Source organism: Streptomyces sp. NBC_00078, assembly GCF_026343335.1.
Lineage (GTDB): Bacteria > Actinomycetota > Actinomycetes > Streptomycetales > Streptomycetaceae > Streptomyces.
The window spans coordinates 2666959-2679929 of record NZ_JAPELX010000001.1; the positions used below are offsets into that span (position 1 = coordinate 2666959).

The following is a 12971-nucleotide window of genomic DNA, read 5'->3' on the forward strand; positions in this document are numbered from 1 at the left end:
GGCGGCTGCGGGTTCATTGTGGCTGGTCGCGCAGTTCCCCGCGCCCCTGAAAGCAAGAGTGCCGCACCCCCTTCAAATGCACGCTTGCCGCACCCCCTGTCCCATGGCCGGCGGGGGGGTGCGGCAGCATGTGTGCCGAGACGCGCGTACGACCGAAAGGAACCCCATGGCCGCGGCACCCAAGCCGGAGACCCTGGCCGCCTTCGAGGCCGCGAAGGGGTTCATGCCCGTGGACGAGGGCCTCGCGCTGTACGAGGCGGCGATCGAGGCCGGGCGGCTCGGCCTTCCGCTCCTCGAAGTCGGCACGTACTGCGGGCGCTCCGCGATCCTGCTCGCCGACGCGGCCCGCGAGACCGGCGTCACCGCGCTGACCGTCGACCACCACCGCGGCAGCGAGGAGCAGCAGCCGGGCTGGGACTACCACGACCCGGAGACGGTCGACCCCGAACTCGGCCTGATGGACACACTGCCCACCTTCCGGCGCACGCTGCACCGAGCCGGGCTGGAGGAGCACGTGGTGGCGCTGGTGGGCCGTTCGCCGCAGATCGCGTCGATCTGGAACTCCCCGCTGGGCCTGGTCTTCATCGACGGCGGCCACACCGACGAACACGCGAGCGCCGACTACGAGGGCTGGGCCCCGCACGTGGCTGAGGGCGGGCTGCTCCTCATCCACGACGTCTTCCCCGACCCCGAGGACGAGTTCACCGGCCAGGCCCCGTACCGCGTCCACCTCCGGGCCCTCGGCTCCGGCGCCTTCACGGAGATCTCGGCGACCGACTCACTGCGTGTCCTGCGGCGAACGGGCGCAGGGATCTGAAGGCCCGCCAGTTCCAGTCTCAGCTGTAGTGGTAACGGGCTTTGAGAATCTTCACTTCTTTGTCGTCCGCCCGGTACACCAGACGGTGTTCGTCGTCGATCCGACGCGACCAGTAGCCGGACAGGTCGCCTTTCAGCGGCTCCGGCTTGCCGATGCCTTCGAACGGGGTGCGCTGGATCTCGCCGATCAGCCGTGTGATTCTCCGGGCCGTTTTACGGTCGGAGGCAAGCCAGTACAGGAAGTCCTCCCACCCGTCCGGATCGAAGGACACACTCCTCATGCCTCACCACCTGCGAGGTCGCGGAGTTCATCGATCGACTTCGTGACTCCCGCCTCACCTGCCCTGTCGCGGGCGACGGCCTCCATGAGGCGTCGGGCGTTGGCGGGGGAGCGCAGCAGATAGACGGTCTCCTGCCATGCGTCGTAGTCGTCGGCAGACATCAACACGGCGTCGCCGCTCTTCGAGCTGATCCTGACCGGGGTGTGATCGGTGTTGACACGCTCGATGAGCGGAAACAGGGTCTTCCTGGCTTCGCTGGCACTTATCGACATGTTCCACACTCCCTCTCGGACGGTACGACATAACAGTACCGTACTGGTACGACATTTCCGTACCAGATGAGCGCCATACTTCTGCACCCCGGGCCGGGGAGAGGATCACGTGCAGGCCCTCGACGGCCGCTAGGGTGGCTGACGTGTCGTACGTAGGCCCTGACTTCGATCCTCCCCAGCCCCGCCGCTCCCGTCGCCGGCCCCTGACCGTCGCGGTCGCCGCGCTCGTGCCGGGCGCCCTGCTCGGATGGCTCGTGTACGAGGCGGTGGGCGGCACGGGGAACGACGGCGGCGCGGCGGGCACGGCGACCGTGCGGACGTCCGCGACGGCGGCGTCCAGTACTCCCGCCTCCTCCCCCGCCACCGACGACGGCAAGAACCCGAGCGCGACGCCCACCCACGCCTCGCCCACCTCGTCGGCCCCTGCCGACCCCGGCTCCGGCTCCGGCTCCGGCTCCGGCTCCCTCAAGGGCAAGGTCGTCGTCATCGACCCCGGTCACAACTCGGGCAACTTCCAGCACACGTCCGCGATCAACCGCAAGGTGAACATCGGGACGAACTGGAAGGAGTGCGACACCACGGGCACGTCCACCAACGCGGGTTACACGGAAGCCCAGTTCACCCTGGACGTGTCCCACCGACTGAAGGCGCTCCTCGAAAAGCAGGGCGCCACGGTGAAGTTGACCCACGACACCGGCTCCCCGGCCTGGGGCCCCTGTGTGGACGAGCGGGCGGCGATCGGCAACACGGCACGCGCCGACGCCGCGATCTCGATCCACGCGGACGGCTCGGCGGCCGGCAACCGCGGCTTCCACGTCATCCTCCCGGGCAGCGTCCACGCGGGCACCGCCGACACCCGCTCGATCGTCGCCCCCTCCGCCGAACTCGGCGAACGCGTCGCGGGCAACTTCGTCCGCGTCACGGGCGCGGCACCGTCCAACTACATCGGCGACGGTACCGGTCTCGTCACGCGTAAGGACCTGGGCGGTCTCAATCTGTCAACGGTTCCCAAGGTGTTCATCGAGTGCGGCAACATGCGCGATACCAAGGACGCGGCACTGCTCACGAGCGGTGCATGGCGACAGCAGGCCGCGCAAGGAATTTCTGAGGGAATAGTGAGTTTCCTGCACGGTTCGTGATCAGCGGGCTGCTCCCGGCGGACACCGTGGTCGGACGGACGATAGGGTCTACCGACGACGAGACGACCTACGAAGGACCTTTGAAGTGAATATCCGCTCCCTCACACGAGGCGACGGCGTGGTGATCGGAGCAGCGGTGTTGCTGTTCATCGCGTCGTTTCTCGACACGTACGGCGGCGACAGCAGCAACATCCCCAACGCCTGGGACAACCTCGGACTGCTGATGAGCGTGTACATCGGTGGCATCGCAGGCGCGGTCCTGGTCGTCGTCGCACGCGCGCTGCCGCAACCCCGCAAGGTCGTCGGCCTCGACCTCGGCCAGTTCGGCGTGGCACTGACGGTCTTCGCCGCGTGGACCGCCCTCTGGACGATCTTCGACCCGGCAGGGTCGCTCGACACGGGCGGGTTGAGTGTCGAAAGGGGCGCAGGCCTCATCCTCGGCCTGATCGCCGCCCTGCTCCTGGCCGGAGCCGCAGTCGCCTCTCCGCTGGCCCCGCCCCTCCAGGCCGCCCTCCTCCCCGCCCCCAAGCCCGTCGCCCCGCAGCCCTACGGCGGTCAGCCGCAGGGTGGTTACGGCTACCCCGGCGGCCAGCAGCCGCAGGCCGGGCAGCCCTACGGTGGGCAGCCGCAGCCCGGGCAGCCCTTTGGCGGGCAGCCCCAGCAGGCGCAGCAGGCGCAGCAGCCGGCCGGGGACTTCTCGCCCTTCTGGTTCGCCGTTCCGGTGCCGCGGCCGCTGTTCGCGGAGGACGGTTCGCCGACGCCGATCGCCGAACTCGCGCCGGGCACCTGGTACCTGGCCGTCGAGCAGCGTGGCCCGGGTCTGGTCGCCCAGACGCAGGACGGCCGTCGTGGCGTGCTGCAGGACACCTCCGGGATCCAGCGCGGCTGACGCCCCACAGACCGTACGACGGCCTCTCGCCCTTCCGGGTGGGGGGCCGTTGTCGTACAGTCGCAGCCCACAGGCCACTGACTGACTGACCGTCAGGTATTCCGTGGAGGCGTCATGCGGCTCGGTCTCGCCCTCGGCTACTGGGGCCGTGGTCCCTCCCCCGACCACGTTCCGCTGGCGCAGGAGGCCGAGCGGCTCGGGTACGACTCCGTGTGGACGGCCGAGTCGTGGGGTTCCGATGTCTTCACGCCGCTGACCTGGATCGCCGCGCAGACGTCAAGGATCAAGCTGGGCACGGCGGTTGCGCAGATGGCGGCCCGGTCGCCCACCACCACCGCCATGCACGCGCTCACCCTCGACCATCTCTCCGGCGGACGCATGATGCTCGGGCTCGGGCTGTCGGGTCCGCAGGTGGTGGAGGGCTGGTACGGACGGCCGTTCCCGAAGTCACCGCTGACCGCGACGCGGGAGTACGTGGACGTCGTACGGCAGGTGTTGCGGCGGGAGGCGCCCGTGGTGCTGGAGGGGCGGTTCCACTCCCACCCCTACCGGGGCGAGGACGGCACCGGGCTCGGCAAGGCGCTCAAGTCCATCACCCACCCCCTGCGTTCCGGCCTTCCCGTCCTGCTCGGTGCGGAAGGGCCGAAAAACGTCGCGCAGACGACGCGGATCGCCGACGGATGGCTGCCGTTGTACTGGTCGCCGTCCCGTCCCGACGTGTACGGACCGGCACTTGACCGGCTCCCGGAGGGCTTCGTCGTCGCCCCCATGGCGCGGGTGCAGGTCTGCGACGACGTGGCCGAGGGGCTGCTGCCTGTGAAGACCATGCTGGGCTTCTACATCGGCGGCATGGGACACGCGGCCCGCAACTTCCATGCCGATCTGATGGCACGTATGGGGTACGAGGAGGAGGCCCGCCGGATTCAGCGGCTGTTCCTGGAGGGACGCCGCGAGGAGGCTGTGCTCGCCGTGCCGGATGCCTTCGCCGACGAGATCTCTCTGGTGGGGCCGCGGGAACGGATCGCGGAGCGGCTGGAGTTGTGGCGGAAGGGGCCGGTGACGGATCTGTTGGCGCTGTCGCCCGACCGGGAGTCGCTGCGGGTGCTGGCCGCGCTCAACTCCTGACAGAACCCGTTCGGGTTTCATTCAGGATTCGGCGGCAATCCGGAAAGTATGTCTCGATACAACAGCGGTAATCGGGCCGGGGCGGTCATAGCGATCGTCGCCGACATCATGGCGCTCATCCTGGGGCTGTGGATCCTGATGTACCTGTTGGACGCCAACCGCGCCAACGACCTGGTGCAGTTCGTCCACAATGCGGCCAACTGGCTGGCCGGCTGGTCGCGTGACCTGTTCACCTTCGACAAGGCCTGGGCGCGCGTCATCGCAGGTTACGGCCTGGCGGCGGTGGTCTACCTGTTCATCGGCCACGCGATCGCCGGACGGATGCAGCGGCACTGAGCGCTCCACCGGAAGCGCCGCGGTGCGCCGTCGATCTCCTGCTTCTGCGGCGTCACCGTGGCCGGTCGCAGCCAGGCCGCGGAGCCGCATATCGATACGGCCCCGCGCCCCTTCAGGGGCGGCGGTCAGCCGCAGCAGTCCGGGTCCAGCCCGCTCGGCAGCTGCTCACCTCCGAACACCGTGCACGTGGCCTCGTGGCCGCCCAACGCGGCGACGGCGAGGAGCAGGGAGCCCGCGGTCCACGTGGTCAGTTCCTGGGGCCAGATGGCCTTGTCCTCGAAGACGTAGCCCGTCCAGTAGAGGCCGCTGTCGGCGTCGCGCAGGTGCTGGATGGACTGGAGGATCTCCAGGGCTCGGTCGGACTCGCCCATCGCCCACAGGGTGAGGGCGAGTTCGGCTGATTCTCCGCCCGTGACCCACGGGTTGGGGACGACGCAGCGCACGCCCAGGTCGGGCACGACGAAGCGCTCCCAGCCTTCCTCCACCCGGGACTTGGCCTCCGCGCCGGTCAACGCGCCGCCCAGGACCGGGTAGTACCAGTCCATGGAGTAGCGGTCCTTGTCCAGGAACCGCTCCGGGTGGCGGCGGATCGCGTGGCGCAGCGCCCCTACCGCCAACTCCCAGTCCGGCTGCGGCTCTTCGCGCTGCTCGGCGATGGCGAGCGCGCAGCTCAGCGCGTGGTGGACCGAGGAGGAACCGGTCAGGAGGGCGTCGGTGGTGAAGCTGCCGTCCTCCTCGCCCTTCCAGCCGATCTGCCCGCCGGGCTGCTGGAGAGCGAGGACGTACTCGATCGCGGCGTGGACGGCCGGCCACATGCGGTCCAGGAACGTGTCGTCCCCGGTGGACAGGTAGTGGTGCCAGACCCCTACGGCGATGTACGCGACGAAGTTCGTCTCGCGCCCGCGGTCGGTGACATCCGCGAAGTCGCCGTCGGCGTAGGCCGCGTACCAGGAACCGTCCTCGTTCTGGTGCCGCGCGAGCCACTCGTACGCCCGCTCGGCGGCCTCGTGCTCGCCGGCCGCGTCGAGTGCCATCGCGGCTTCGGTGTGGTCCCAGGGGTCGAGGTGGTGTCCGCGGAACCACGGGATGGCCCCGTCCTCCCGCTGCACGGCGAGGATGCCCCGCACGGTCGCGGCAGCCTGCTCGGCGGTGAGGACCCCGGGCAGGACGAGGTGTTCTGTCCGGGGAGTGGTCACCGGGCGTCTACCGACGGCAGGTGGGGCTTGGTCGCGTAGGCCACGAAGCTCTTGCCGATCAGCGGGTTCAGGGCCTGCTCGGCGACCCGGGTGGCGAGGGGCTTCTTCATGATGTCCCAGACCAGCAGCTTGTGGTACGCCTTCACGGGCAGCGCCTTGTCGTTGTCGACGCCGAACGCGCACTTCAGCCACCAGTACGGCGAGTGCAGCGCGTGCGCGTGGTGCGTGCCGTAGGGCTTGAGGCCGGCTTCCCGGATCCTGGCCAGCAGTTCGTCCGCCTTGTAGATGCGGATGTGGCCGCCCTCGACCTCGTGGTAGGCGTCGGACAGTGCCCAGCAGACCTTCTCGGGGCCGTAGCGCGGGACGGTGATGGCGATGCGGCCGCCGGGCTTCAACACCCGTACCATTTCCGCGAGTACGCCCTTGTCGTCCGGGATGTGCTCCATGACCTCGGAGATGATGACGACGTCGAAGGACTCGTCAGGGAAGGGCAGCGCGAGCGCGTCGCCCTCCATCGCGGTCGCGGTGGCGCCCGCGGGTGCCTCGCCGGCCTCCTTCATCGCCGCGAACCACTTGGCGACCTCGCGGATCTCCTCGCCGTTCTGGTCGAGCGCCACGACCTGCGCGCCGCGCCGGTAGCACTCGAACGCGTGCCGCCCGGCCCCGCAGCCGAGGTCCAGGACGCGGTCGCCCGGGGCTAGCGGGAACCGGGAGAAGTCGACGGTCAGCACGTGGCCCTGCTTTCGGGATGGGGGGCGGCTAGTTCTTCCACGGCCGTCGGCTGGTCGGCCACGCTTGGTTCCGGGGCCGCGGGGCGGCGGGGAGTCTCGCCGACGGGGCCGGCGATGGCCTCGCGGTACCTGGCCACCGTGCCCTCGGCGGCCCGGGCCCAGGTGAAGTGCCGTAGCACCCGCTCACGCCCGGCGCGGCCGAGCCGCACCCTCAGCTGCGGATCGCCCAGCAGCCGGCTCAGCCCCGCGGCCAGCGCGCCCGGGTCGCCCGGCGGCACCGCCAGACATGTCTCGCCGTCGCGGCCGGCGACCTCCGGGATGGCGCCGCCGGTTGTCGCGACCAGGGGCGTGCCCGTGGCCATCGCCTCGGCCGCCGGGAGGGAGAAGCCCTCGTACAGGGACGGGACGCAGGCGACCTCCGCGGAGCGGACCAGGTCGACCAGTTCGGCGTCGGAGATGCCCTTCACGAACTCGACGGCGCCGTCGAGGCCGTACCGCTCGATGGCCTGGGCGACGGGCCCCTCCGTGGGCCGCTTGCCGACGACCACGAGGTGGGCGTACGCGTGCTCGGTGCGCACCTTGGCGAGTGCCTCGACGAGGAACACAAGGCCCTTGAGGGGGACGTCCGCGCTGGACGTCGTCACGATCCGGCCGGGCACGACAGGCACCGTCGGGTCCGGCGAGAAGAGGTCGGTGTCCGCGCCGATGTGCACCACGTGTATGCGGTCGTCCCGTACGCCGAGGTGGTCGACGATCTCCTGGCGGGAGGTGCCGGAGACGGTGAGGACCGAGGGCAGGCGGCGCGCGACGCGCTTCTGCATGCGGGTGAAGGCGTACCAGCGGCGCTTGGACAGCCGCTGCCGCCAGTTCTCGGCGGCGTCCAGCTCCAACTGCCGGTCGACGGTGATGGGGTGGTGGATGGTGGTCACCAAGGGGGCGCCCACATCGCCCAACAACCCGTATCCGAGCGTCTGGTTGTCGTGCACGACGTCGAACTCGCCGCGCCGGGCGCGGAGATGGCGGCGGGCGCGCAGCGAGAAGGTGAGCGGCTCGGGGAAGCCGCCGGTCCACATCGTCGCGACTTCCATCGCGTCGATCCAGTCGCGGTACTCGTCGCGCCTCGGGGTGCGGAAGGGGTCGGGCGAGCGGTAGAGGTCGAGGCTCGGCAGCTCGGTGAGGGTGAGACCCGGGCAGCCCTCGTCGAGGACGGGGTACGGCTGGGAGCCGATGACCTCGACGCGGTGGCCGAGGCGGGCCAGTTCGCGCGAGAGGTGCCGGACGTAGACGCCCTGGCCGCCGCAGAACGGGTTCCCTTTATAGGTGAGGAGTGCGATGTGGAGCGGTCGCTCGCCGTCGGCGGCGAGGTCCTCCTGGGGACCCGCCTGACTGGCCTCAGCGGTCACTCTGGGCCCCCTTCTGCGTGCACGGTCCCGCGAGATTACGCCGGGACGCTAATCTAGAACAAGTTTCAGACTTGATCGTCCAGGAGGCTCTGAATCTACCGGCAGGTAGGGGCGAGGTGAGCAGTGGATCAGGTGATTCGCGCCACGGCGGGCGCCCTGCCATGCTCGGTGCGATCACCAGGGCCTGTCCGGCGGATCAGGTCGGCTGTGAGATGCGGTTCCTCCTGGCCGACCCGACCGGGGTCTGGTGCGTGCAGCTGCAAGGCGGAGGAGGGAGTCGACGCGGAGCGTCGGCGACCGACGACAACGCCGCAGATGCGCGTGCCAGGGCCCGCGACGCCGAGCTGATCCGCCGGACAGGCCCTGACCCTCACCGACTGTCACGGAACGGGAACCATGCCAGCGCAAGCGAAGGTGGCCAAGGTGGAAGCAAGTACCTCGCAGCCGGCCTCCCCGCCCCTCACGGAGCGGCAGGAGGCGCGCCGTAGGCGCATCCTGCACGCGAGTGCGCAGCTGGCCAGCCGGGGCGGTTTCGACGCCGTGCAGATGCGCGAGGTCGCCGAGTCCTCGCAGGTGGCCCTGGGCACCCTCTACCGCTACTTCCCGTCCAAGATCCATCTGCTGGTCGCCACGATGCAGGACCAGTTGGAGCACATGCACGGGACGCTGCGGAAGAAGCCGCCGACGGGTGACACGGCGGCGCAGCGGGTCGCGGAGACCCTGATGCGGGCCTTCCGTGCGCTGCAGCGCGAGCCGCATCTGGCCGACGCGATGGTCCGCGCCCTCACCTTCGCCGACCGCAGCGTCTCGCCCGAGGTCGACCAGGTCTCCCGCCAGACCACGGTGATCATCCTGGACGCGATCGGCCTGGAGAACCCCACGCCCGAGCAGCTGTCGGCGGTCCGCGTCATCGAGCACACCTGGCACTCGGCCCTGATCACCTGGCTCTCCGGCCGCGCCTCCATCGCCCAGGTCAAGATCGACATCGAGACGGTGTGCCGCCTGATCGACCTGACGGACCCGGCCGCCGGGAGTGCGTCCGGCGACTGAGGCACGCACAGAACCTACGAGACGGGTTCCCTTCGCCGGCATTGTCCGGATCAGGTCCTGGGGGTCGCCTTCCGGCCCTACTGCTGCCTTCCGGCCTCTCAGCCCGACCGTCGACGTCGGCCCCGGCGGATGCGTCTGCATCTGCGTCTCGCCAAAGTCGGCTACTCCGGTGGAACTCCCTCACTCGCCTCGTAGGCCACTTCTCAGGATAGAACGACTGGAAGCCAATGAAACCCCCCGAAGGCCTATTTTTTGGGACACCACCTTCTCGGGTTCGGCCCCTACCCCTACCCCTACTCCTCTTCGGCTCTTACTCCTCCGGCGGAAACACCGGCTCCCCGCTCCCCAGCAGGGTGATCAGGACGGCCTCCACCGGGCAGTTCTCCGCCGCCTCCAGAATGCGTTCGTTGGCGTCGGCATCCGGCTCGACCGGGTGGGACTGCATGGCGGAGTCGAGCCGGAAAGCGCCGACGGCCCGGTGGACGCACTGGGCGGAGCCGATGCAGACGGAGCGGTCGACCTCGACGTGCCAGCGGTCACCCATGGCGGCTCAGCCCTCCCAGCCGGCCGGGAGATGGATCATCTTGTGTTCGAGGAACTCGCCGTAGCCCTCGGGGCCGAACTCCCGCCCCAGCCCGGAGTTCTTGTAGCCGCCGAAGGGGCCGAGCATGTCGAGGCTGAAGGTGTTGACGGAATACGTGCCGGTACGGACCTGGCGGGCGACCTCGATGCCGTGCGCCACGTCCGACGTCCACACGCTGCCGCTCAGCCCGTAGTCCGAGTCGTTCGCGATCTTCAGGGCCTCGGGCTCGTCGCCGTAGGGCAGCAGGCAGATCACCGGGCCGAAGATCTCCTCCCGGGCGATCCGCATCGAGTTGTCGACGTCGCCGAAGAGCGTCGGCTCGACGTACCAGCCGCGCTCCAGGCCCGGCGGGCGGCCGCCGCCGGTGAGGATCTTGGCGCCCTCCTCCTGGCCGATGCGGATGTAGTCGAGGTTGCGCTGCTGCTGGCGCCGGGCCACCAGGGGGCCGACCTGCGTCGCCGTGTCCAGCGGGTCGCCGACGACCAGCGCGCTCGCCGCCGCCGCGAAGGCGTCCGCGAACTCGTCGTAGCGTGAGCGCGGGAGCAGGATGCGGGTCTGGGCCACGCAGGCCTGGCCGTTGTTCATCCAGGCCGCCGGGACGACGCCTGCGACGGTGGTGGCGAGGTCCGCGTCGGGCAGGACGACCGCGGCCGACTTGCCGCCCAGCTCCAGTGTCACGCGCGTGAGACTGCGCGACGCCACCTCCATCACGCGCTTCCCGGCCGCCACCGATCCCGTGAAGGAGACCTTGTCGACCCCCGGGTGCCCGACCAGGTACTCGCTGACCTCGCGGTCGGCCGGGAGGATCGACAGGACGCCCTCCGGGAGCCCGGCCTCACGGGTGATCTCGGCGAGGATATAGGCGTCCAGCGGCGACTCGGGCGACGGCTTGAGCACCACGGTGCAGCCGGTGAGCAGCGCGGGCGCGAGCTTGGCGGCGGCCACGAACTGCGGGACGTTCCAGGGCGCTACGGCCGCCACGACGCCGACCGGTTCGCGGCGCACGAGGATCCTGCCGAGCACACCGTCGCGTGTCTCCTCGTACGTGAAGTTCCGCGCGACGGTGATCGCCGCGTCCCACACCATCATCGCGCCGAGCGCCTGCGCGAGGACGCTCCAGGAGTACGGCGACCCGTTCTCGGAGGAGATCACGCGGGCGATCTCCTCGTGCCGTACGGCGATCGCGTCCTTGATGCGGGTGACGACCTCGATCCGCTCGTCGAGCGACATCCGCGGCCAGGGCCCCTCGTCGAACGCCGTCCGCGCGGCCGCGACAGCCCGGTCCACGTCCGCCGTGGAAGCGTGCGGCACACGTCCGATGACCTCCTCCGTGTGCGGCGAGATCACCTCGATGACGTCCTTGCCGAGGGGATCGGTCAACTCCCCGCCGATGAACAGCTGTCCGTGTTCCACGAGCTCGGTCATGGCCGACTGCCTTCCCGGGAGCTGACTCTGACGGTTCATCAGATACGGGAACTGATACCAGTTCCCCTCGGAGGAGTCCACAGACCGCACACCGCTTCACGGCACCTCCGCGACGACAGTGCACCCGCGACGCACCACGCACCGGGAAGCGCTCGCCCCCGGCCCGCACGCCGAGTGCCCTCACTCCTGCGGCCCCGCCACCACCCGCACATCACCGTGCTCGACCCCGGCGCAGCGGCCGTCGTCGTGGTGGTCGCCGCGAGCGTCTGATCGATGACTTGGGCTCCCATTGGAACTGGTTCTAGTTATAGTGACGGGGAGGCGGCGACAGGGGAGCCCATGACACAGGTCAGCGACCACGGCGGCGGGGTACGGTCCGTCCAGGTCCCCATCCCGGACAATCCCCTGGGGTACACGCTCGTGTACGTCGTCGACACCGATCGCGGACCGGTGCTGGTGGACACGGGGTGGGACGACCCCGCGTCCTGGGACACGCTCGTCGAGGGGTTGGCAGCCTGCGGTACGGCAGTGGGCGAGGTGCACGGTGTCGTCATCACCCACCATCACCCCGACCACCACGGCCTGTCGGGCAAGGTGCGCGAGGCGTCCGGGGCCTGGATCGCGATGCATGCCGCGGACTCGGCGATCGTGCGGCGCACCCGGGAGACCCGGCCCGACCGCTGGTTCGCGTACATGACCGACAAGCTCACCGCCGCCGGCGCCCCCGAGGAGCACGTGGCGCCCCTGCGCGACGCGGCTCCCCGCACCACCCTGCCGGGCTTCTCCCCCGCCCTGCCCGACCGCGAGATCGTCCCCGGCGAGCTCCTCGACCTCCCGGGCCGGCGGCTGCGAGCCATCTGGACTCCGGGGCACACCCCTGGCCACGTCTGCCTGCACCTGGAGGAGGAGCACCCGGCCCGACTCCCCGGCCACGGGCGCCTGTTCTCCGGCGATCACCTGCTCCCCCGGATCACCCCGCACATCGGCCTGTACGAGGATCCCGACGACGCGACCATCACCGACCCTCTCGGCGACTACCTCGACTCCCTCGAACGCGTCGCCCGCCTCGCCCCCGCCGAGGTGCTCCCCGCCCACCAGCACGTGTTCGCCGACGCGTCGGCCCGCGTACGGGAGTTGCTCGCGCACCACGAGGAACGGCTCACCGGGCTGCGCGCCCTCCTGGTCGAGCCGCTCACCGCCTGGCAGGTCGCCGAGCGTATGGAGTGGAACCGTCCCTGGGCCCAGATCCCGTACGGATCAAGGAACATCGCGGTCTCGGAGGCCGAGGCCCACCTGCGCCGGCTGGTCAAGCTGGGGCGGGCGGAATCGGCGGCGGGGAGCGATCCGCTGACGTACGTGGCCGTGTAAAGCTGTCGCACCTCGTGAGTGTCCGCTGATACCAACGTCTCCATGGACCCCACGGAGCAACTCCTCGCCGGACGCGCCTGCGAGCGCCTGATCCTCGACCTCGTCCACCGCCTCGACCTCGGTGAACCCTCCTCCGTGGCCGAGCTGTTCACCGGCCTCTCCGTGATCCCCATGGGCCCGAACCTACCCGGCCCGCCCACCCCGAGTGCCCACCCCGAGTGCCCACCCCGAGTGCCCGGCCTGCCGGCCTCACAGGCTGCCCTCAGGGTGCTCGTTACGGGCCGGTAGAGTGGCCGGGTCGTCATCACACCCGTACGGGGGGAAGCCGGTGCAATTCCGGCGCTGACTCGCAACCGT

14 protein-coding genes and 1 pseudogene are annotated in these 12971 nt (G+C 70.1%); 8 read left to right on the forward strand and 7 right to left on the reverse strand.

Annotation, left to right across the window (positions count from 1 at the left end):
* Positions 1 to 166 precede the first annotated feature (166 nt).
* A complete protein-coding gene (locus tag OOK07_RS12400) occupies positions 167 to 817 on the forward strand; it encodes a class I SAM-dependent methyltransferase (protein WP_266679762.1) in 651 nt (216 codons plus the stop codon).
* Between the two features lie 19 nt (positions 818 to 836).
* On the opposite strand, the gene OOK07_RS12405 is transcribed toward OOK07_RS12400, so the two are convergent.
* Positions 837 to 1097 carry a Txe/YoeB family addiction module toxin gene (locus OOK07_RS12405; RefSeq protein ID WP_266679764.1) on the reverse strand — a complete coding sequence of 87 codons (261 nt, stop codon included), beginning with the start codon at positions 1095 to 1097 and terminating at the stop codon, positions 837 to 839.
* Positions 1094 to 1369 carry a type II toxin-antitoxin system Phd/YefM family antitoxin gene (locus tag OOK07_RS12410; RefSeq protein ID WP_266679766.1) on the reverse strand — a complete coding sequence of 92 codons (276 nt, stop codon included), beginning with the start codon at positions 1367 to 1369 and terminating at the stop codon, positions 1094 to 1096. Before OOK07_RS12410 ends, OOK07_RS12405 begins: the two co-directional genes overlap by 4 nt.
* Before the next feature lie 143 nt (positions 1370 to 1512).
* Here OOK07_RS12410 and OOK07_RS12415 point away from each other — a divergent pair, with 143 nt between their 5' ends.
* The 4 genes from OOK07_RS12415 (at position 1513) to OOK07_RS12430 (ending at position 4858) form a co-directional block, all read left to right on the forward strand.
* Positions 1513 to 2508 (forward strand): N-acetylmuramoyl-L-alanine amidase, encoded by a 996-nt coding sequence (locus OOK07_RS12415; protein WP_266796417.1) that lies wholly within the window; start codon positions 1513 to 1515, stop codon positions 2506 to 2508.
* Positions 2509 to 2593: 85 nt separating this feature from the next.
* Complete coding sequence (locus tag OOK07_RS12420; RefSeq protein WP_266796419.1) at positions 2594 to 3397, forward strand: DUF5336 domain-containing protein; 804 nt, start codon at positions 2594 to 2596, stop codon at positions 3395 to 3397.
* A 114-nt stretch (positions 3398 to 3511) separates the two neighbouring features.
* A complete protein-coding gene (locus tag OOK07_RS12425) occupies positions 3512 to 4522 on the forward strand; it encodes an LLM class F420-dependent oxidoreductase (protein WP_266796421.1) in 1011 nt (336 codons plus the stop codon).
* Between the two features lie 48 nt (positions 4523 to 4570).
* The gene (locus OOK07_RS12430) at positions 4571 to 4858 is read left to right on the forward strand and encodes a hypothetical protein (protein WP_266679774.1); all 288 of its coding nucleotides are present in this window, start codon (positions 4571 to 4573) and stop codon (positions 4856 to 4858) included.
* Positions 4859 to 4983: 125 nt separating this feature from the next.
* Here the strand turns inward: OOK07_RS12430 and OOK07_RS12435 are convergent, their stop codons facing one another.
* Genes OOK07_RS12435 through OOK07_RS12445 form a run of 3 tightly spaced genes read right to left on the reverse strand, consistent with a single transcriptional unit; the run spans position 4984 to position 8188 of the window.
* A complete protein-coding gene (locus OOK07_RS12435; RefSeq protein ID WP_266679776.1) occupies positions 4984 to 6054 on the reverse strand; it encodes a prenyltransferase/squalene oxidase repeat-containing protein in 1071 nt (356 codons plus the stop codon).
* On the reverse strand, positions 6051 to 6785 hold the full coding sequence (locus OOK07_RS12440; RefSeq protein ID WP_266679778.1) for a class I SAM-dependent methyltransferase: 735 nt from the start codon (positions 6783 to 6785) through the stop codon (positions 6051 to 6053). The genes OOK07_RS12435 and OOK07_RS12440 overlap by 4 nt, the downstream gene beginning before the upstream one ends.
* Positions 6779 to 8188 carry a glycosyltransferase family 4 protein gene (locus OOK07_RS12445; RefSeq protein ID WP_266796424.1) on the reverse strand — a complete coding sequence of 470 codons (1410 nt, stop codon included), beginning with the start codon at positions 8186 to 8188 and terminating at the stop codon, positions 6779 to 6781. The genes OOK07_RS12440 and OOK07_RS12445 overlap by 7 nt, the downstream gene beginning before the upstream one ends.
* 396 nt (positions 8189 to 8584) lie before the next feature.
* On the opposite strand from OOK07_RS12445, the gene OOK07_RS12450 reads away from it, so the two are divergent.
* Entirely contained in the window at positions 8585 to 9238 is a 654-nt protein-coding gene (locus OOK07_RS12450) for a TetR family transcriptional regulator (protein WP_266679782.1), read from the forward strand.
* Between the two features lie 310 nt (positions 9239 to 9548).
* Here OOK07_RS12450 and OOK07_RS12455 read toward each other — a convergent pair whose 3' ends face one another.
* Positions 9549 to 9782 (reverse strand): ferredoxin, encoded by a 234-nt coding sequence (locus tag OOK07_RS12455; protein WP_266679784.1) that lies wholly within the window; start codon positions 9780 to 9782, stop codon positions 9549 to 9551.
* A 6-nt stretch (positions 9783 to 9788) separates the two neighbouring features.
* A complete protein-coding gene (locus OOK07_RS12460; protein WP_266796427.1) occupies positions 9789 to 11246 on the reverse strand; it encodes an aldehyde dehydrogenase in 1458 nt (485 codons plus the stop codon).
* A 339-nt stretch (positions 11247 to 11585) separates the two neighbouring features.
* On the opposite strand from OOK07_RS12460, the gene OOK07_RS12465 reads away from it, so the two are divergent.
* Positions 11586 to 12614 carry a Strvi_7410 family MBL fold metallo-hydrolase gene (locus OOK07_RS12465; RefSeq protein WP_266796429.1) on the forward strand — a complete coding sequence of 343 codons (1029 nt, stop codon included), beginning with the start codon at positions 11586 to 11588 and terminating at the stop codon, positions 12612 to 12614.
* Positions 12615 to 12656: 42 nt separating this feature from the next.
* A pseudogene (locus OOK07_RS12470) lies at positions 12657 to 12767 on the forward strand (nuclear transport factor 2 family protein); the annotation flags it as partial.
* Between the last annotated feature and the right edge of the window lie 204 nt (positions 12768 to 12971).

Bases quoted from the DNA above. Each gene is read 5' to 3' on its own strand.
- OOK07_RS12450 (WP_266679782.1), top strand. From the start codon at position 8,585: ATGCCAGCGCAAGCGAAGGTGGCCAAGGTGGAAGCAAGTACCTCGCAG.
- OOK07_RS12455 (WP_266679784.1), bottom strand. From the start codon at position 9,782: ATGGGTGACCGCTGGCACGTCGAGGTCGACCGCTCCGTCTGCATCGGC.
- OOK07_RS12425 (WP_266796421.1), top strand. From the start codon at position 3,512: ATGCGGCTCGGTCTCGCCCTCGGCTACTGGGGCCGTGGTCCCTCCCCC.
- OOK07_RS12430 (WP_266679774.1), top strand. From the start codon at position 4,571: ATGTCTCGATACAACAGCGGTAATCGGGCCGGGGCGGTCATAGCGATC.
- OOK07_RS12465 (WP_266796429.1), top strand. From the start codon at position 11,586: ATGACACAGGTCAGCGACCACGGCGGCGGGGTACGGTCCGTCCAGGTC.
- OOK07_RS12410 (WP_266679766.1), bottom strand. From the start codon at position 1,369: ATGTCGATAAGTGCCAGCGAAGCCAGGAAGACCCTGTTTCCGCTCATC.
- OOK07_RS12460 (WP_266796427.1), bottom strand. From the start codon at position 11,246: ATGACCGAGCTCGTGGAACACGGACAGCTGTTCATCGGCGGGGAGTTG.
- OOK07_RS12400 (WP_266679762.1), top strand. From the start codon at position 167: ATGGCCGCGGCACCCAAGCCGGAGACCCTGGCCGCCTTCGAGGCCGCG.
- OOK07_RS12405 (WP_266679764.1), bottom strand. From the start codon at position 1,097: ATGAGGAGTGTGTCCTTCGATCCGGACGGGTGGGAGGACTTCCTGTAC.